Raw genomic sequence first — 18,785 nt, 5'->3', positions numbered from 1 at the left:
CAACTGGCATTGAGGTCAGCGGTGCAGCCTGCCATAGCTTGCACATGAAACTCGCGATCAACGGATTCGGCCGTATAGGCCGCACGATCCTTCGGCAGGTTCTGGCCTTGCCTCAGGACACGGATATCGAAGTGGTGCTGATCAACGATATCGCGCCGCTGGAGACCTGCGCCTATCTTTTCAAATACGACAGCACCTTTGGCCCCTACCCCGGTGATGTAGTGCAGGGAAACGAGGCGTTGGAGGTCGGCGAGCGCAGCTTTCCAATGACTCACAGTCAGGATTTGACGCGTGTTGATCTTTCAGATGTTGACGTCCTGTTGGATTGCACTGGAATCGCGCGAACATCGGATGTGGCCAGTCAGGGGCTGACGGCTGGCGCTGGCAAAATCCTGATTTCAGGCCCGTCCCCAGCGGCCGAAGTCACTGTCGTTCTGGGCGCAAACGAAGATAAACTGGGCAATGCACGGATCGTATCAAACGCATCCTGCACCACCAACGGATTGGCTTCGCTGGTCTCGGTTCTGGACCAGATCGGCGGCGTCGCCACCGCCCACATGACGACCATCCATTGCTATACCAACAGCCAACCGATGGTCGACGCACCACGCGGTGATCTGGCCCGTTCGCGGGCCGGTGCACTGTCTATGGTGCCCACGACCTCCAGCGCCACGCATCTGATTGACGAGATCCTGCCCCACCTTGCAGGGCGCATCTCGGGTGCGGCTGTCCGTGTCCCTACAGCCAGCGTTTCGGCGGTGGATCTCGTGGTGACGCTTGAACGCAGTATGGCGCCTGCGGCCTTGCTGTCAGCCCTACGCAAAACCATCGACCAATCACCTGTTCTGGGATGGACCGATCTGCCGCTGGTATCCTCTGATCTGCGCACACGTCCGGAATCCCTTGTCATCGCCGGCCCCGAAACACGCATGGTCGGAGAGAATCAAGTTCGAATCTTTGGGTGGTACGACAATGAGTGGGGCTTCTCTGCTCGCATGCTGGATGTTGCCCAGCTGATGGCCAATAGCTGACCGACCGGGAGAAACCTAGCCTCAGCTCGCAACGACCTCGTAAGGCACATCAAACCAATGCTCCTCCAGATTGGCGCCGCCACCGATCCGATCAACAACCGCAAACAACCCTGGTCCATGCAGCGGCGTCAGGACACCATGCCATGTTCCACGATGATAATTCACTGCCTGCCCCGGTTGGGTCACAAAGGCGCGTGGCTGACCCGGCTTCCCTCCGTCATCCGGCGCAACAATGACAAGAAACGCCTGATGCGTCATCGGGATAAAGGCTTGGCTGCCGTCCGGGTGTCGCTCGACCATGTCGAGGTGATAGGGTAGCGCGCGAGGGTTGGCATCGAACAGGCTGATCCCGGCGCGACCATCGCCAAAATCCAGCGTAGCCCGGTCATGATACCGCCCGCATAACCCTTGATTGATAATCTTGTCCGGCGCGCCAGACACCTCGACAAGATCCCCAAATGGCGCAAATGCTTCCGCGGAAATCAGCTCAATCACGACCCGCCGCGTCATGACGGCAACAAGTCTCTCAACCGAAACTCAGCAATACGTTCGACCTGGCGGCAGGCCTCGGCGAATTCCGTCTCACGATCCTGATCAATCCGTCGTTCAAAGGCTTGCAGGATCGAAGCTTTGTCATGGTCCCGAACGGCGATAATGAAAGGGAAACCAAATTTTTCCACATATTGCGTATTCAGTTTCGTGAACGTCTCTCTTTCGTCATCTGTCAGAGCATCCAGACCGGCCGAAGCCTGCTCGGACGTGCTTTCCTGCGTCAACCGTTTAGCTTGCGCCAACTTGCCGGCAAGGTCGGGGTGTGCGGTCAGTACGCCCAACCGCTCGTCCTCGGACGCAGTGCGGAACATTCGGGTTAGGGCATTGTGAAGCCCGCCGGCAGTATCATGCGCCGGTCCTAACTCAAGGTTGAATGCACGCTCGGCAATCCAGGCCGAATGTTCGAAAACCCCGCCATAGGTAGAAACAAAGGCATCCTTATCCATTTGCGATGGTCTTGCCCGTGTCGCGGCGGGATGCGTTGCTGCCCAGTGCTGGGCGATTTCCAATCGCGTGGCAAACCAGACGTCGGAGAACCCTTGCGCATAGTCCAGAAAACGCTTCAGAGCCATCACGCGGCCCGGTCGCCCGATCAAACGGCAGTGCAGACCGATAGATAGCATTTTGGGGGCTCCAGCCTCGCCTTCCGCATAAAGCGCATCGAAACTATCTTTCAGATACGCAAAGAACTGGTCGCCGGAATTGAACCCCTGAGGCGTGGCAAAGCGCATGTCATTGCAATCCAATGTATATGGAACAATCAGCTGATCCCGCGCGCCGATCCGCATCCAATAGGGTAAATCGTCGGCATAAGTGTCAGCGACGTAGGAGAACCCCCCTTCCTCAGCCACCAGTCGGACCGTGTTTTCCGAACAGCGCCCCGTATACCAACCTCGGGGCCGTTCGCCCACAACCTCGGTATGCAGGCGAACCGCTTCGTCGATCTGGGCGCGCTCTTCCTCTTCGGGCATGTCCTTGTATTCGACCCATTTCAGACCGTGGCTGGCGATCTCCCACCCGGCGGATTTCATCGCGGCCACCTGATCCGGTGAGCGCGCCAAAGCCGTTGCAACACCATAAACGGTGACCGGAAGGTCTTTCATCAGCCGGTGCAACCGCCAGAACCCGGCGCGTGAGCCATATTCATAGATCGATTCCATGTTCCAATGGCGCTGGCCGGGCCATTGCGCCACGCCCACGATTTCAGACAAGAATGCTTCGGATGCGGCATCACCATGAAGAACGCAGTTTTCGCCCCCCTCTTCGTAGTTCAGCACAATCTGAACGGCCAGCTTTGCGCCCCCCGGCCATTGTGCGTCGGGCGGGTTGGCGCCGTATCCGATCATGTCACGAGGATATCGAGAGGGCTGCATGTTGTCTTCCATTCCGGTTTGGGTTTCGACAGCCTTACATTAGAAACACACGTTTGATTATCAAATCAATCCGAACGGTGTTTCCGGTTCTTTCGGCATTTCCTCTGTTTTGATGTTTGTTCCAGACTGTGGCAAACCAAAAAAGCAAATCAAAGGAGATGACCGTGGCAGGCTATCTGACGACCCATGTTCTGGATACGGCGCGCGGCTGTCCGGCCCAGGGGCTGAAAATCGTGCTATATGAGGTGTCCGGAGATTCTCACCGGAAGCTGATAGAGATGGAGACCAACGCTGACGGTCGCACTGACAGCCCGATCTTGCCGCTGGAAGTCTTCAAAACCGGCACGTACGAGTTGATCTTCTTTGCCGGGGACTATCTGCGCGCAACCGGTCAGGACGGGGACGATCCACTCTTCCTGGACGAGGTACCGATCCGGTTTGGTATGTCCGACCCTGACGCCCACTATCATGTGCCGCTGCTGTTATCCCCCTATGGGTATTCAACGTATCGCGGCAGCTAACCAGCTTTGGCTTCGACGCTTTTCACAACTTTGCTGATGCGCGAAATCATGAAGTCCATGAACAAACGCACCTTGGGGTCCTGATGGCGGCGGTGGGTGTAGAGGCATGCCATTTGCACTGAAACCGGCGGGGATTCCGTTGCTACCGCAACAAGTTTTCCTGTTTTCAGATGCTCGGACACCTCGAACATGGGCTTCATGGCGATGCCTTGGCCGGACAAGGCCCAATCGGTCAGCACATCGCCATCGTCACATTCAAACCGCCCCGACACAGCGAAACGCTTGGGGCCCTCGGGCGTTTCCAACTGCCACTGAAACTCGGTTGCACCCGGAAAACGCAAATTCAGGCATTCATGCCCAGCCGAGATCAGGTCTGCACCGGTTTCCGGCATCCCATGCTTTTTCACATAATCGGGCGCAGCACAGAGCACTCGCTGGCAATCTGCGATTTTACGGATGCGCAGGGTGCTGTCTTCAGGTTGGCCGATGAAAAACGCCAGATCCAACCCCTCGGTCGTGAGGTCGACAGACCGATCGGTCAACCGCAAGCGTACATCGATTTCGGGGTATTCCGACAGAAAATCAGGCACATGCGGGGCAAGCAATCGACGCCCCACCCCTAGCGGTGCAGCGACAAATAGCGACCCACGCGGTGCTTCGGTCAAGTGTATGACTTTCGCCTCGGCTTCATCCACCGCATCCAGCACCGAAACTGCACCGGGATAGAAAGCCCGGCCCTGTTCCGTCGGGCTCAGGTTTCGAGTCGTGCGCTGAAACAGGCGCACGCCCAGATGATCCTCGAGCTGAGAAATCCGCGCCGACGTCACCGCGGGCGAGATGCGCAGATCCCGACCTGCGGCGGACATGCTGCCCAGATCGTAAACTCTGACGAAGGTGCGGATATTGTCGAGATAGGACATCTTATCGTTTTTTTTGATACAGTTTGACAATATACGGGAATACCGAAGAAAAGCCCGTTTGCCTAGTGTGACGGCAAGCAATCGGAGAGCTTTCTATGTACGACTTCGCCGTGTTCTGGGATTGGATGGCATTTGCCGTGCGTTGGCTGCACGTGATCACAGCTATCGCCTGGATTGGATCATCCTTTTATTTCATCGCGTTGGACCTTGGTTTGAACCGCGACATCCCCGGCCCTGCCGACGGCGAAGAGTGGCAGGTACACGGCGGAGGCTTCTATCACATCCAGAAATACCTGGTGGCCCCTGAGCGGATGCCGGACCATCTGACCTGGTTCAAATGGGAAAGTTATGCCACTTGGCTCAGCGGCGCTGCGTTGCTGATGATCGTCTATTGGGTCGGCGGAGAGCTGTATCTGATCGACGCGCAGAAAGCCGATCTGGCGCTGTGGCAGGGCATTCTGATTTCGGCTGCGTCGTTGACCATCGGCTGGCTGGTTTACGATTTCCTGTGCAAATCCGGTTTGGGTGAGCGCCCGACCCTGCTGATGGTGCTGCTATTCGTGCTTCTGGTGATCATGGGCTGGGGCTATAACCAAATATTCACCGGCCGCGCGATGATGCTGCATCTGGGCGCATTCACGGCCACGATCATGACGGCAAATGTGTTCTTCATCATCATGCCGAACCAGCGCATCGTTGTGGATGACCTCAAGGCCGGGCGCACGCCCGATCCAAAATACGGCAAGATCGCCAAGCTGCGCTCGACCCACAACAACTATCTGACCTTACCGGTCGTGTTCCTGATGCTTTCGAACCACTACCCACTGGCCTTTGCGACCGAATACAACTGGATCATCGCGGCGCTTGTATTCCTGATGGGCGTGACCATCCGGCACTATTTCAACACGCGCCACGCCCGTGCAGGCAACCCGACCTGGACCTGGCTGGTCACTGCCCTGCTGTTCATTGCTATCATGTGGTTGTCGACTGCCCCAATGTACAAGCCCTTGGAAGAGGCCGAGCTTCAGCCCCTTACACCTTACGAACAGAAATTTGCGGCCGCGGACGGGTTTGAAGAAGCACATGACATTGTCTTGGGCCGCTGCTCCATGTGCCACGCGCGTGAACCGGTTTGGGAAGGAATTCTCTGGGCGCCCAAGGGCGTTCTGCTGGAAACCAAAGGCGATATCGCCCGCAACGCCAAGCAAATCTACCTTCAGGCAGGCGTCACGCACGCCATGCCACCTGCAAATGTGACCTATATGGAACCAGAGGACCGCGAAGCCATCATTCGCTGGGTCCAGGGTGTCGGCCTGTAAAACCGGACCCAGCGGATCACATAGCAGACAAATCACTTTGCTCTGACCGATAAGTACTTCCCCTGAATGCCAACAGATGTTCTAAGATGAATGAAACACGCCGCTACCAAGTTCATTGCGGCAAAAAAGATTTCGACTTGGGGCAGTTGGGACTACGCGATGACAGGGAACAGGCCGCGAGGTGTTCTGGGATACTGGCTGCTTGGAGCAGCAGTCACATTTGTCCCGAATGTTGCCACTGCACTGGAAATCACACTTTCGGCCCCTGGCGCCTCGACGGAATTGGTTGACCGGTTAGAGGAAACTTCGTCGGTCTACACCGCAGACTCGCGTGGGCTTGATACCTCACTCGAAATATTGTCCGCAGCGCTTTCCGATTATCGGACTATCGTACAGATCATGTATGACGAGGGCTATTTCAGTCCGGTCGTCAGCATCAAGCTGGACGGGCAAGAAGCCGCAAAAATCAGTTCGCTCGACGCTCCGACTCAGTTCAAAAGTGCGGTAATTTCCATTACACCCGGACCAACCTACCGCTTTGGGACAGCCGTCGTGCAACCGCTGGCGCCGGGCACTGAATTGCCGGAAGAGTTCGCCACCGGCAAACTGGCAACCACAGGCGCGGTTCAACAAGCCACCTCTGCCGGGGTGCAGGGATGGAAAGATTTCGGCCATGCCAAGGCGGAAGTCGAAGACCAAAAGATCATTGCCCGCCATGCGCAAGCTCGGCTTGATGCCGAAATCGATCTGGCTCCGGGCCCACGTCTGACATTTGGCAAGATGATCATTCAGGGCGACAGCAAAGTGCGCCACCGGTCCATTGAAAAGATCGCAGGCTTCCCGTCTGGAGAAGTCTACTCCCCGCAGGAGCTGCAAAAGGTAGGCACGCGGCTGCGACGTACGGGCACATTCAGCACTGTCTCGATCCGGGAACGGGAGACACCAAACCCTGACGGAACACTGGACTTCGACGCGACCTTCGAAGATTTGCCCCCACGTCGCCTGACTTTCGGCGTCGAGATTGCCTCGCGCGATGGGGTGGATGTGACCGCCACATGGACGCATCGAAATGTTTTCCGTCGGGCCGAGCGATTGCGATTCGAGGCCGCCCTCCGCAATATTGGCGGGTCCGAGGACCTTGATGGCCGCATCGGGTTACGTCTTGATCAACCCGACAGGCTGGGCCCGGATGACAGCACGTTCTGGAACGCCTTGCTGGAACGGCGCAACACCGAAAACTACAATGTAAGTGTGGCGTCGCTTGCTTATGGTGCCCGGCGCACATTCTCTGACCGGCTCTATGCCGAGGCTTCAGCGGGTTTTCAGTATTCGGACGCTGATGACGCCTATGGCTCTGGACGAAAGTTCAGGTATTTTATTATCCCGTTGCGTTCGGAATGGGATGAACGTGACAGCAAAATAAGCGCCACACGAGGGTTTTATCTGGATTCCCAAGCGATGCCGTTCGTCGGGCTTTCCGGGACTGACACCGGCATCCGGTTGTTTGTTGACGGTCGGGTTTACAACGATCTGGGTACCGGTGGTCGACTGGTTCTGGCAGGCCGGGCGCAAGTTGGCTCGGTCATCGGGCCTCCAGCCGATAGCGTCACACCGGACTTTCTGTTTTTCTCGGGCGGCGCTGGTACAGTACGTGGTCAACCCTTTGAAAGCCTCGGCATTCCGGTCGGAACCGGTGTGGCGGGCGGCAAGTCGTTTATTGGCTTGTCTGGCGAAGTCCGTGGCCGCGTTACCGATGCGATTTCTCTTGTGGGATTTTATGATTACGGAACTGTAGACACATCGTCATTTATCGGCAGCGGGGCCGAATATCACGCGGGGGCCGGTGTGGGCATCCGCTATGATCTGGGTGGTTTTGGCCCCTTGCGGTTTGATCTGGCTTTCCCGGTTCAAGGTAGTACCGGTGATGGGTTACAGTTCTATATCGGTATCGGACAGGCCTTTTGATGCGTCGCGCTGTATATCCTTTGTTGCTCACTTCGGTGGCAATCGCCGTACCTGTACCGCTTGTGGCGCAGGACGAAGACGGTGGCAGCATGATCGAACGTTTCCTGCAGGATACCCTGTCGGGTGACGATCAGAATGTCCGTGTCATTGGCCTGCAGGGCGCACTGAGTTCACGCGCCACAATTCAAGAGATCACCGTTGCAGATGACGAGGGCATTTGGCTGACCATCAAGAATGCGGAACTGGACTGGAACAGGCTGGCCCTGATCCGCGGACGGTTCTCGGTCAACGCCCTCACGGCTCAGGAAATCGACATCGCGCGCACGCCGGGAACGACAACCAAGGACACGCCGCCGCCTTCCGCTGAAACGCAGCCCTTTCAGTTGCCTGAACTGCCGGTCGCGATCGAGATCGGCGAGCTCCGTATCGACGATCTATCGCTGGGCGAACCTCTTATCGGTGTCGCTGCCGAGTTACAGGTAAACGGAAACCTGTCCCTTGCCGACGGAGCGCTGGAAACAACACTGGATATCGACAGGCTGGACCGCGCGGGAGACACAATTGATTTGACCGCCGGATTCAACAACGAAAGTCGCCAGATCGACCTCGACCTGACCGTGGCCGAAGCTTCTGGCGGGCTGATTGCGACGGCCCTGAACATCCCCGACGCCCCCCCAATCGGATTGGCGGCAAAAGGATCCGGTCCCATCACGGATTTCACTGCCGATATCGGGCTGAGCAGTGATGATCAGCCGCGTGTGACAGGTCAGATTCGGTTGCGGGCCGCCCCGACGGCAGCTGCCAGCGCAAGCGACGGCATCGCGTTCACTGCAGATCTCGGCGGCGATCTGACACCGTTTTTGGCCGAGAGCATGGATATGTTCTTTGGTACGGATACAAAGCTGTTCGTTGACGGACAGACGCATTCCGATGGCGGATTGGACATCTCCGACATCGAAATCACCTCTCAAGCGCTGAAGTTGGAAAGCCAGCTCAGCCTCGCGCCGGGCGGAAAACTGCAACTAATGGCTCTGCAAGGCCGTATCACACCCCCGGATGGCGACAGCGTCGTTCTACCGGTCAGTGGTGGCGAGACTTCCATCGGCGCGGCACAGATCTCTGCGTTGTTCGACGCCAAGAACGGCAACCTGTGGGACCTAAGCCTGACGGCCAACAGCGTCGTGGCCGAGCAATTGAACCTGAACCACGCGCGGATCACCGGTCAGGGCACACTGGACCAAAGCAGTGGCCTGAACATCGACGGAGATCTGCAAGCTGCGCTGGACGGCATAGATATGTCCGACCCGGCACTGAATGCCGCAATAGGGGACCGTGTGACGCTGGACGGTCAATTCGACTACGGGGCTGACCAATCGCTGCAACTTTCCGGCTTTGAGCTGGTTGGCAGCGATTACACGCTTGCTGCTGATGCACTGATCAACGGCCTGGCCACCGGATTGAAGGTTGACGGGTCGGCTTCGCTCCAGGCCTCGGAACTCTCGCGGTTTTCGGAATTGGCCAAGCTAGATCTGGGTGGCAAGGCTTCGGTCAGTATTCAAGGCTCCGGTTCGCCGCTCGAAGGTAGTTTCGACGGGAAAGCGGTGGTGAACGGTAGCAACCTCTCGACGGGTCGCAATGACATCGACCCGGTGATCGACGGTGAAACCGAAATCTCGTTGGACGGCAAGCGCGACTCGGACGGCATCACAATCCGCGATTTTTCGATCACGTCCGAAGAGCTTACCGCACAGGCAAGCGGTGACGTTACGACCCCTAGCGGCAACCTGACCATAGACGGTCAGGCCAGTGTCGATGCGCGTGACCTGTCGATTTTTTCAGGTCTGGCCCAACAGAACCTAAGCGGGGCAGTTCAGGCACAATTGAAAGGCAAAGGATCGGTCCAATCGCTGGAATTCGATGGCACTGCCAGTGTCACCGGGGACAATATCCAGACCGGGCTGGCCAAATTCGATCCGTTGCTGGCAGGCCGCGTCGCAATTGAACTTGACGGTGCCCGAACCGGTGATCAAATCACCATCCGCAACGCCACGGTGAACGGCAACGCCCTGAACGCACAGGTTGCAGCGACTATCGACGATCTGACCGGCGACCTGAGCGTCGACGGTCAGGCCCGAGCGAACGCACCTGACCTGTCGCTGTTTTCGGGAATTGCACAGCGCGATCTGGCCGGGTCCGTCACCGCAAACGTGACCGGAAAAGCTGCTCAAGGAAGCAAGCTCTTCGATATAAAGGGCAATGTCTCTGCCGACGACATCGCAACTGGCATTGAACTGGTGGACGAGCTAATCCAAGGACGCACGACTCTGGCCGTTGATGCGGTGAACGACGATCAGGGTCTGAACATCCGCACGTTCCGCCTGAACGGCACTGCGCTGACTGCCACGGCGTCAGGTCAACTGGACCGCGACGCAGGCGGGTTGGATTTTTCGGCCGAACTGGACAATTTGGGGCGCCTTTCTCCTACTCTCTCCGGCGCGATGAAGCTCGATGGGAATGTCGCGCCAACTGGGTCGGGATTGGAAGGCTCTGCTCGTCTGCAAGGCCCCGACAGTTCTTATGCCAATCTGACCGGCACAGTCGAATCCAACGGGTCGGCAGATTTGGATTTCGAAGGCCGTTTTAACCGAATTGAGCGGTTCGTGCCCGAGTTCCCCGGCACAGTATCAGCCAACGGTTCCGCCCGCAGAGATGCAGGCGTCTGGACAATTGATGCAAAAGCGGATGGTCCGGCCCAGATCAATACCACCGTAGCCGGAACATTCGACGAAGGTAGCAGCACAGCGGACCTGACCATGCAAGGTGGCGTGAATATCGGGATCATCAACGCTTTCATTTCGCCCAACAATATCGACGGCACAGCGAAATTCGACCTTGTCCTGAAGGGCGCCCCGTCTCTTGACGCGCTGAGTGGTACCATTTCAACCTCGGGCACGACCGTAGCGGTACCCAGCGTGACACAGACAATCAAAGGGATCGAAGGATCGGTCAACATCGCACAAAGCCGGGCCACGATTTCATTGAAGGGCGGGCTACGCGCAGGGGGTGGTTTCACTGTCAGTGGACCGGTCGACCTGACACCACCGTTCAATGCCCAGATCACCACTGCGCTCAACGACCTCGTCCTAACCGATGACCTGCTTTATGATACAACGTTAAATGGCCAGATCGCGCTGAGCGGAGCGCTCGCAGGCAACAGCGCGTTGGCCGGTCAGATCAATTTCGGAGAGACTAATATCAATCTCGCCGCGGCGGGGGGGGCTGTTGGCGCGGCGCCTATTCCGCCGATTGTGCATGTGAACGAAAGCAACGCCAGCTTTGTAACCCGCGAGCGTGCGCAACTGGTCGAAACCGAAGAGAAAAGCAAAAACAACTCGCGCATCTCGCTGGACATCGGACTGCTAGCACCCAAGGCGGTCTTTGTGAGAGGGCGCGGTGTGAATGCGGAACTGGGCGGCCGTATCCAGATAGGCGGAACAACGGCTTCGGTTGTTCCGTCCGGCCAGATCGAGCTTATTCGCGGTAACATCGACATACTTGGTCGTCGCTTGGCGCTGACCAAAGGACTGGTGACGCTACAAGGGGACCTGACGCCCTATATCGAGTTCGAATCCTCAACCAGTACATCAGATGGAACAGCAACGATTGAAATCGCCGGACCGCTGGATTCGCCCAAAGTTGAAGTTTTTTCCGAACCTGAACGCCCAACCGAAGAAGCTCTGGCCATACTCCTGTTCGGCAACCGCTTTTCCGAGCTGTCGCCCTTTGTCATAGCCCAGATGGCGGCATCGCTGGCGCAGCTAAGCGGCGCAGGCGGCGATTCAACCAAGGGCGTACGCGAGGCCACCGGGCTGGACAACGTCGACATCGGCACCTCGGAAGGCGGAGCGGGCCGGTTGGGCGCGGGCGCTTACCTGAGCGATAACCTCTATACGGATTTCACCGTCAACACGGAAGGTGATACCGAGGTGAACCTAAATCTGGATGTTACCGACAATTTCACCGTTAAGGGCACAGTGGATGGCCGCGGGGAAACCGGTATCGGCCTGTTTTTCGAGCGAGACTATTAAGCGTCGGAACAGCGCGACGGTTCTTACTTTCGTCGAATACCGATTGTTTGGCCGATCTGGGGTGCAGCTTCCAGGTATTTATGATCCTCGACCATTTGCGCCAAACGCTCGACCGCCCATCCGGAATAAGCGGTTGAACGCCCGGTGGCATGGCTGACATTCATGAAGATTACTTCCTGCGTCGCGCATACTTGATTACTCGCGGAGGAAAGCAACTGTGCGAAATAGTGGCCGCGCTTTTGATCAGCGTCCAACATGCGGAAGTGGAAATGAAAATCTCCGTCAGCCCTGATCTCATTTAAAAAATGCAGATGCGACTGTAGGACATACGGCCCCTGCCCCAATGCCTGCACCTGCGCTTCCCCCAGACCCAGTTGATCGGCCAATACCTTCTCGAAGGCCATATCGAAAACGACACCATAAAATCCAACATTCATGTGGCCGTTATAATCGATCCATTCTGGCTGCACCGTGAAACCTCTGACCTCAACCGGTGCGGCGTACGGGCCATCATGACCTCCAATGGGCTTAGAATTGTCCTGCATCCTTTGTCCCTATTGGTTCGTTTTGATCATCGAAAATCGCAACGGCCCGAACGAAGCCAGCAGATGCACCCTTGATCTTGAATGGGAAGCAGGAAATCTCGAATCCGGTGGGTGGCAGGATTTCAAGATTTGTTAGCTTCTCGATATGGCAGTAGCCGATGTCCATCGAGGCACGGTGCCCTTCCCAGATGATCGACGGATCGCGCGTCTCGGCATATTCCTGTGCTGTCAGGGGAAACGGAGCATCCCAGCTCCAGGCGTCCGTACCGGTCACGCGAACTCCGCGTTCCGTGAGATACAGCGTCGCCTCACGCCCGATCCCGCATCCCTTCATCAAATAGTCGGGCTCACCGTAACGCGTTCCAGCAGCGGTATTGACCACGACGATGTCGAGCGGCCGCAACTCATGACCGATGCGTTTGAATTCGGCCTCGAGATCCGCCGCGGTGACAACATACCCATCTTCGAAATGACGGAAATCCAGTTTAACGCCGGGGTTCATGCACCATTCCAGAGGTACCTCGTCGATTGTAATCGCCCGTTCGCCTTTGTTCATTGTGGAATGATGGTGGTATGGCGCATCTAGATGGGTGCCGTTATGCGTTGCAATCTGCAGCCGTTCGATAGCCCAGCCTTCGCCACCGGGCAGGTCTTCTTTCTTCAAACCGGGAAAGAAGGCCATAACCTGCTCGGCGGTCTGATCGTGGGTAAGATATTCGATTTCGGGCAGCATGATCGGCGGATCCGACACGATGCCGGTTTCCAACGGAACGGATAAATCGACAAAACGGCGCGCCATGAACACCTCCGTGCTTAGCAACCGCCTTAGGGTTGGCCGCACGCAACCCGCTGTCAAGAATTGAAAAAGGCGACCCTTCTGGGCCGCCTAATCCTGCTGTGTGAGTGGTAGTACAATTATTCCGCCGCGACGGCGCCCTCGATTTTTTCGACCCGGATCGCTGAGAATTTGAACTCGGGGATTTTACCGTAGGGGTCGATGGCCGAGTTGGTCAGGATATTCGCCGCCGCTTCGACGTAGGCAAATGGGATGAACACCATATCCTCGGCGATGGCCCGGTCGGCCCGTACCATGATCTCGATGGTCCCGCGGCGGGTGGTCAGACGGATCATCTCACCCGGTTCGATCCCCATCAGCTTAAGCGTACGAGGGTTCATCGAGCAGTTGGCCTCGGGTTCCACCGCGTCCAGAACGTTGGACCGGCGGGTCATTGACCCAGTGTGCCAATGTTCCAGCTGACGCCCCGTTGTAGCGATCATCGGGTATTCGTCATCCGGCGCTTCATCCGGCGGGATGACGCTGGCTGGGGTGAACCTGGCCCTGCCATCAGCACGCGGGAATCCATCGCCAAACACGATCGCCTGACCGGGGTCGGTTTCGCTTAGCGACGGGTAGGTGATTGTCTCGGTCTCCAGACGCTCCCACGTGATGTTGTTGAGCGAGTTCATCGTCAGCTTCATTTCGTTAAAGATCTGAGACACATCTGTGTAATCCCAGTTCAGCCCGATCCGCTGCGCCAGTTCAACGGTGATCTTCCAGTCCTCACGCGCCTCCCCTGGAGGGGTCACGGCTGGCCGCACACGCTGTACCTGACGGTTGGTGTTCGACACCGTACCGTTCTTTTCATACAGCGCCGAGGCCGGCAGGATGATGTCGGCATAGTTCGCCGTCTCGGTCAGGAAGATGTCCTGCACGATCATCAGTTCCAGCTTGGCCAGCGCTTCGCGCGCATGGCCAACGTCCGGGTCGGACATGGCCGGGTTCTCACCCTGGATGTACATGCCCTTGATATTGCCGGCGTAGGCCTGATCAATGATTTCAGTAACCGTCAGGCCCTTCTCGTTCGAGAAGTCCTCGGAATCCCACACGTCGTTGAACTTCGCACGGATGCCGTCATCGGTCACCGACTGATAATCCGGCAGGAACATCGGGATGAGGCCCGCGTCAGACGCGCCCTGAACGTTGTTCTGGCCCCGCAACGGGTGCAGACCTGCGCCCGGTTTGCCCACATTACCGGTCATCAGAGCCAGCGAGATCAGGCAGCGCGAGTTGTCGGTGCCGTGGATGTGCTGCGACACGCCCATGCCCCAGAAGATCAAACCGGCCTTGGCTTGCGCAAAGGTGCGGGCTACGCGGCGTAGCTGATCCGGTTCAATGCCGCAAATCTCGGACATCTTCTCGGGTGTGAAAGCGCGCAGGTGCTCTTTCTCGGCTTCCCAGTTCTCGGTCCACCGATGGATATACTGGCTGTCATACAGCTCTTCCTCGACGATCACGTTCATGATCGCGTTGAGCATCGAAACGTCGGCACCCGGACGGAATTGCAGCATTTCATCGGCAAACTTGCGCATGCCAACGCCACGCGGATCCATCACGATCAGTTTGCCACCACGCTTGGTGAACTGCTTGAAATAGGTCGCTGCAACGGGGTGGTTCTCGATCGGGTTCGAGCCGATGATGATCGCCACATCCGCATTTTCGATCTCGTTGAAAGTCGCGGTCACGGCGCCCGAGCCCACGTTCTCGATCAGCGCAGCCACCGACGACGCATGACACAGGCGGGTGCAGTGGTCGACGTTGTTGTGCTTGAAGCCCTGACGGATGAACTTCTGGAACAGATAGGCTTCTTCGTTGGTGCATTTGGCCGAGCCAAAGCCTGCAACATTGCGTGGGTCATCCCTGCGCAGCGCCTTCAGTTTCGTGGCGGCCAGATCCATCGCCTCTTCCCAGGTCGCTTCGCGGAAATGGGTGCTGATGTTGCCGGGATCGACGTTCAGCCCCTTGGCAGGTGCATCTTCGCGCCGGATCAGCGGCTTGGTCAGGCGGTGCGGGTGGTGGATGTAGTCGAAACCAAAGCGGCCTTTGACGCACAGGCGGCCTTCGTTGGCGGGGCCGTTGATGCCCTCGACATACTTGACCTTGCCGTCCTTGACCTTGAGCGTGACTTTACACCCAACACCGCAGAACGGGCAGACGCTTTCGGTTTCGCTGTCATAGTCCTTGCTGTCGCCCTGTTGCTTGTCGTCCAGCACTGTGGCAGGCATCAGCGCGCCCGTTGGGCACGCCTGAACACATTCACCACAGGCCACACAGGTTGAATCGCCCATCGGATCGTTCTGATCAAACACCACTTGCGCAGTATGCCCGCGGCCGGCCATGCCAATCACATCGTTCACCTGCACATCCCGGCAGGCCCGGACGCAGAGGTTGCAGTTGATGCAGGCGTCAAGGTTTACGCGCATCGCTATGTGGCTGTCATCCAGCAGCGGGATTTTCTCGGCCTCTTTCGCAGGGAAGCGGCTGCCGCTGACATCGTTCAGCTTGGCCATGTCCCAGAAATGGCTGGATTTGTCGTGTGCTACTTCGGGTTGGTCCGCGACCAGCAGCTCCATCACCATGGCGCGGGATTTCTCGGCCCGGTCGGTGTCGGTCTTGACCACCATACCTTCCGCCGCTGGACGGACGCAGGAGGCGACCAATGCGCGCTCGCCATCCACTTCGACCATACAGGCGCGGCAGTTGCCGTCCGGTGTGTAACCCGGCGCCGGTTTGTGGCACAGGTGTGGGATGATCAGGCCCTGGCCATTGGCCGCGTCCCAGATCGTGGTGCCTTCGGGCACGGTGACGTCATCGCCGTTCAGGTTGAAGGTGACGGTCTTGGTTGGGCTTGCATCAAGCATGGCTCTGTCTCCCTCAGATTTCGTCAGCGAAATGTTTCATGACCAAACGGATCGGGTTCGGGGCCGCCTGCCCCAGACCGCAAATCGACGCGTCGCCCATGACCTGACACAGATCTTCCAGCAGGTCCTGATCCCACTTGTCGGCCTGCATCAGTTTGACCGCCTTTTCGCAACCCGCACGGCACGGCGTGCACTGACCACAGCTTTCGTCCTCGAAGAAGCGCAGCATGTTCAGCGCCGCGTCGCGGGCGGTGTCCTGATCGGACAGAACCACCACGGCGGCAGAGCCGATAAAGGTGCCATGCGGTTGCAACGTGTCGAAATCCAGCGGGATGTCATCCATCGACGCAGGCAGCAGGCCCGAGGATGGACCGCCCGGCTGATAGGCCTTGAAGATCTGGCCTTCGGCCATGCCACCAGCCGCTTCGATCACGTCTAGAATGGTCGAGCCAGCGGGCAGCAGATAGACGCCCGGCTTCGCCACACGGCCCGAGACCGAATAGCTGCGCAGACCCTTACGGCCGTTCTTTTCGGTGCTGTTGAGGCACTCTGGCCCCTCGCGGCAGACTTTGGTGACCCAATAGAGCGTCTCGACATTGTGCACCAAAGTCGGGCGGTTAAAGACCCCAACCTGCGCCACGAACGGAGGACGGTGGCGCGGCAGGCCCTTCTTGCCCTCAATCGACTCGATCATCGCGGATTCTTCACCGCAGATGTAAGCACCGGCACCCCTGCGCAGGTCGATATAACCTTTCTCGACGATTCCGGCGTCTTCCAGCGCAGCAATCTCTGTCGCCAGGATTTCCAGAACCGCCGGGTATTCGTCACGCATGTAGATGAAGCAGGTCTCGGCCTCGACCGCCCATGCGGCAATCAGCATGCCTTCGAGGAAGACATGCGGCGTGCGCTCCAGGTAATAGCGGTCCTTGAACGTGCCGGGTTCGCCTTCATCCCCGTTTACGGCCAAGTAGCGCGGACCTTCGTTCATCCGAACAAAGCCCCATTTCTTGCCGGACGGGAAGCCTGCCCCGCCCAGACCACGCAAACCTGAGGACAGGACATCTTCCTGCACCTTCTCCCAATCGCCGCCGCCGCGCAGCTCTTTCAGCTTGGCGTAGCCACCGTTTGCCTCATAGGCCGCGAAGGCTTCGTAATCAGGCAGATGTGCATGGGTGTCATCGGCAGCAATCGCGGCCTGCACCTTTTCAGGGGTCGCGTGGTCGATATGGTTGTGGCCAATCTCAAGTACCGGAGCGGTGTCACAGCGGCCCATACAGGGCGCGCGGACAACGCGGACCTCAGCCGGGTCCAGACCGTCTTCCAGCGCCTTCTGCAACTGCTGGGCACCGGCCATTTCGCAGGACAGGGAATCACAGACACGGATGGTCAGCGCGGGCGGAGGCGTCTCGCCTTCTTTCACCACATCGAAATGGGCATAGAAGGTCGCTGTTTCATAAATCTCGGCCTGTCCGATCCGCATCTCGACCGCCAGCGCGGCAATATGGTCGGCGCTGATATGGCCGTGTTCGTCCTGAATCAAATGCAGGAATTCGATCAGCAGGTCGCGGCGGCGCGGGCGGTCGCCCAGCAGGCGATGAATCTCAGCCTGCGCCTCATCCGTGAACTGACGGCCTTTGGGCGTGTGCCGCCCTTTGCCTTTACCTGACTTCCAGACGCCCTTGGGTGCGCCTGATGGCTTGGTGTCTAATGGTGCCATGATGCCCTCCGATTGAGGCTCCGTGTCTCATCAGAGTATCATATCGTCAAATCGCCAAATCCAATCGCACGATAACGACAACTTATCACCGCAAAGACGTCACAACAGCCCGCAACGCTTCGACAGTGGGCAATTCCGGATCACGCAACAAAGTCGCCAAACAAATCGGCTTACTGACAACGGGATCAACCAGAGGCAGCACCTTCGTCCCCTTGAGGTCACCCAGCGCCCGCACCAGAACGCGGGGAACGACTGTAGCCGCCAACCCCTCGCGCGCCATGACCATCGAGGCGGTAAAGCCGCTTGTTTCGGCCACGACGTGCGGGTGCAGGCCCTGTTCGGCGAATATCCTGTCCAAGATGCGCCGGTTCTGCATCTGTGGCTCAAGCAAGCTGAGAGGAAACTCGGCTACGCGAGCCCAGGGTATCGATCCGGTTTTGTCTGTCATATGAGACGGGATGAGCAGCACGTATGCCTCTTCATATAGCGGCTGCACCAGCCGCAAGTCCGTGCCGATGCTGTCTCCGTAGGTAATACCCGCATCCAGGCTGCCTTCATCCAACCGGTGCTGAATGGCCGATGCCGACATCGTTTCGATACGTGTCAGAATACGCGGATGGGCTTGCTGCAAGTGTTTGATCAGCCGCCCGGTAAAGGCAATCGCGGTTGGGATAACACCCAAAATCAATGTTCCCGTAATCTCGCCTCGCGCCGCGAGGACCTGCTGCTCCAACGCCTTGGCATCATCAAGGATACGACGGGCACGGCGGACCATCATCTCGCCTTCTTCGGTCAACCCTTGAAACCGGTTGGCCCGACGGACGATAGAGACCCCCAACCTGTCTTCAAGATTCCGAATGCGCATGGAGAACGCGGGCTGAGAAATCCCGCATTCCTCGGCGGCCTTGGCAAAATGACGATGCCGCGCCAAGGCGCTGAGCAGTTGCAGGTCGCGGATTTCGATCATGCGGCGGTGTCCCAAAGTCTGGCCCGACGCACAGTAGCGCGTTTGCGTCGCGGTGAAAGGCTAGTTGTGGCCCGGTTATCGCGCTGAG

13 protein-coding genes are annotated in these 18,785 nt (G+C 58.0%); 5 read left to right on the top strand and 8 right to left on the bottom strand.

What is annotated here, in order from left to right; translation table 11 throughout:
* The first annotated feature begins 44 nt into the window (after positions 1-44).
* The gene (locus AC2TDA_RS00775; protein WP_480878327.1) at positions 45-1,031 is read left to right on the top strand and encodes a type I glyceraldehyde-3-phosphate dehydrogenase; all 987 of its coding nucleotides are present in this window, start codon (positions 45-47) and stop codon (positions 1,029-1,031) included.
* A 21-nt stretch (positions 1,032-1,052) separates the two neighbouring features.
* Here AC2TDA_RS00775 and AC2TDA_RS00770 read toward each other — a convergent pair whose 3' ends face one another.
* Together AC2TDA_RS00770 and puuE are read right to left on the bottom strand one after the other, a co-directional pair.
* Positions 1,053-1,541, bottom strand: a complete 489-nt coding sequence (locus AC2TDA_RS00770) for an ureidoglycolate lyase (RefSeq protein ID WP_480878325.1) — start codon at positions 1,539-1,541, stop codon at positions 1,053-1,055.
* On the bottom strand, positions 1,538-2,956 hold the full coding sequence (puuE, locus tag AC2TDA_RS00765) for an allantoinase PuuE (RefSeq protein ID WP_480878323.1): 1,419 nt from the start codon (positions 2,954-2,956) through the stop codon (positions 1,538-1,540). The genes AC2TDA_RS00770 and puuE overlap by 4 nt, the downstream gene beginning before the upstream one ends.
* 164 nt (positions 2,957-3,120) lie before the next feature.
* Here puuE and uraH point away from each other — a divergent pair, with 164 nt between their 5' ends.
* Positions 3,121-3,477 carry a hydroxyisourate hydrolase gene (uraH, locus tag AC2TDA_RS00760; RefSeq protein ID WP_480878322.1) on the top strand — a complete coding sequence of 119 codons (357 nt, stop codon included), beginning with the start codon at positions 3,121-3,123 and terminating at the stop codon, positions 3,475-3,477.
* Here the strand turns inward: uraH and AC2TDA_RS00755 are convergent.
* Positions 3,474-4,397: a LysR family transcriptional regulator gene (locus tag AC2TDA_RS00755; RefSeq protein ID WP_480878319.1), complete on the bottom strand. Its 924-nt coding sequence runs from the start codon at positions 4,395-4,397 to the stop codon at positions 3,474-3,476. The two genes, uraH and AC2TDA_RS00755, sit on opposite strands and share 4 nt — an antisense overlap.
* A gap of 95 nt (positions 4,398-4,492) precedes the next feature.
* On the opposite strand from AC2TDA_RS00755, the gene AC2TDA_RS00750 reads away from it, so the two are divergent.
* The 3 genes from AC2TDA_RS00750 (at position 4,493) to AC2TDA_RS00740 (ending at position 11,769) form a co-directional block, all read left to right on the top strand.
* Positions 4,493-5,716 carry a urate hydroxylase PuuD gene (locus tag AC2TDA_RS00750; protein ID WP_480878317.1) on the top strand — a complete coding sequence of 408 codons (1,224 nt, stop codon included), beginning with the start codon at positions 4,493-4,495 and terminating at the stop codon, positions 5,714-5,716.
* A 159-nt stretch (positions 5,717-5,875) separates the two neighbouring features.
* Positions 5,876-7,681 carry an autotransporter assembly complex protein TamA gene (locus AC2TDA_RS00745; RefSeq protein ID WP_480878955.1) on the top strand — a complete coding sequence of 602 codons (1,806 nt, stop codon included), beginning with the start codon at positions 5,876-5,878 and terminating at the stop codon, positions 7,679-7,681.
* Positions 7,681-11,769 carry a translocation/assembly module TamB domain-containing protein gene (locus AC2TDA_RS00740; protein WP_480878315.1) on the top strand — a complete coding sequence of 1,363 codons (4,089 nt, stop codon included), beginning with the start codon at positions 7,681-7,683 and terminating at the stop codon, positions 11,767-11,769. Before AC2TDA_RS00745 ends, AC2TDA_RS00740 begins: the two co-directional genes overlap by 1 nt.
* A gap of 23 nt (positions 11,770-11,792) precedes the next feature.
* On the opposite strand, the gene AC2TDA_RS00735 is transcribed toward AC2TDA_RS00740, so the two are convergent.
* The 5 genes from AC2TDA_RS00735 to AC2TDA_RS00715 all read right to left on the bottom strand — a co-directional run bounded on the left by AC2TDA_RS00735 (position 11,793) and on the right by AC2TDA_RS00715 (position 18,697).
* Positions 11,793-12,314, bottom strand: a complete 522-nt coding sequence (locus AC2TDA_RS00735) for a thioesterase family protein (RefSeq protein WP_480878313.1) — start codon at positions 12,312-12,314, stop codon at positions 11,793-11,795.
* Entirely contained in the window at positions 12,298-13,113 is an 816-nt protein-coding gene (locus AC2TDA_RS00730; protein WP_480878311.1) for a cyclase family protein, read from the bottom strand. The genes AC2TDA_RS00735 and AC2TDA_RS00730 overlap by 17 nt, the downstream gene beginning before the upstream one ends.
* Before the next feature lie 116 nt (positions 13,114-13,229).
* The gene (fdhF, locus tag AC2TDA_RS00725) at positions 13,230-16,013 is read right to left on the bottom strand and encodes a formate dehydrogenase subunit alpha (RefSeq protein ID WP_480878309.1); all 2,784 of its coding nucleotides are present in this window, start codon (positions 16,011-16,013) and stop codon (positions 13,230-13,232) included.
* Between the two features lie 13 nt (positions 16,014-16,026).
* Positions 16,027-17,730 carry an NAD(P)H-dependent oxidoreductase subunit E gene (locus AC2TDA_RS00720; RefSeq protein WP_480878307.1) on the bottom strand — a complete coding sequence of 568 codons (1,704 nt, stop codon included), beginning with the start codon at positions 17,728-17,730 and terminating at the stop codon, positions 16,027-16,029.
* Between the two features lie 85 nt (positions 17,731-17,815).
* Positions 17,816-18,697: a LysR family transcriptional regulator gene (locus AC2TDA_RS00715; protein ID WP_480878305.1), complete on the bottom strand. Its 882-nt coding sequence runs from the start codon at positions 18,695-18,697 to the stop codon at positions 17,816-17,818.
* Between the last annotated feature and the right edge of the window lie 88 nt (positions 18,698-18,785).

The organism is Ruegeria sp. HKCCD6426, from assembly GCF_057221115.1.
Note: the sequence above shows the minus strand (reverse complement) of the source record. Positions and strands in the feature narration are given on the sequence as shown.

Coding starts and splice junctions, on each gene's coding strand:
- puuE (WP_480878323.1), bottom strand. CDS start 2,956: ATGCAGCCCTCTCGATATCCTCGTGACATGATCGGATACGGCGCCAAC.
- AC2TDA_RS00770 (WP_480878325.1), bottom strand. CDS start 1,541: ATGACGCGGCGGGTCGTGATTGAGCTGATTTCCGCGGAAGCATTTGCG.
- AC2TDA_RS00750 (WP_480878317.1), top strand. CDS start 4,493: ATGTACGACTTCGCCGTGTTCTGGGATTGGATGGCATTTGCCGTGCGT.
- AC2TDA_RS00720 (WP_480878307.1), bottom strand. CDS start 17,730: ATGGCACCATTAGACACCAAGCCATCAGGCGCACCCAAGGGCGTCTGG.
- fdhF (WP_480878309.1), bottom strand. CDS start 16,013: ATGCTTGATGCAAGCCCAACCAAGACCGTCACCTTCAACCTGAACGGC.
- AC2TDA_RS00745 (WP_480878955.1), top strand. CDS start 5,876: ATGACAGGGAACAGGCCGCGAGGTGTTCTGGGATACTGGCTGCTTGGA.
- AC2TDA_RS00775 (WP_480878327.1), top strand. CDS start 45: ATGAAACTCGCGATCAACGGATTCGGCCGTATAGGCCGCACGATCCTT.
- AC2TDA_RS00735 (WP_480878313.1), bottom strand. CDS start 12,314: ATGCAGGACAATTCTAAGCCCATTGGAGGTCATGATGGCCCGTACGCC.
- AC2TDA_RS00740 (WP_480878315.1), top strand. CDS start 7,681: ATGCGTCGCGCTGTATATCCTTTGTTGCTCACTTCGGTGGCAATCGCC.
- AC2TDA_RS00730 (WP_480878311.1), bottom strand. CDS start 13,113: ATGGCGCGCCGTTTTGTCGATTTATCCGTTCCGTTGGAAACCGGCATC.
- AC2TDA_RS00755 (WP_480878319.1), bottom strand. CDS start 4,397: ATGTCCTATCTCGACAATATCCGCACCTTCGTCAGAGTTTACGATCTG.
- AC2TDA_RS00715 (WP_480878305.1), bottom strand. CDS start 18,697: ATGATCGAAATCCGCGACCTGCAACTGCTCAGCGCCTTGGCGCGGCAT.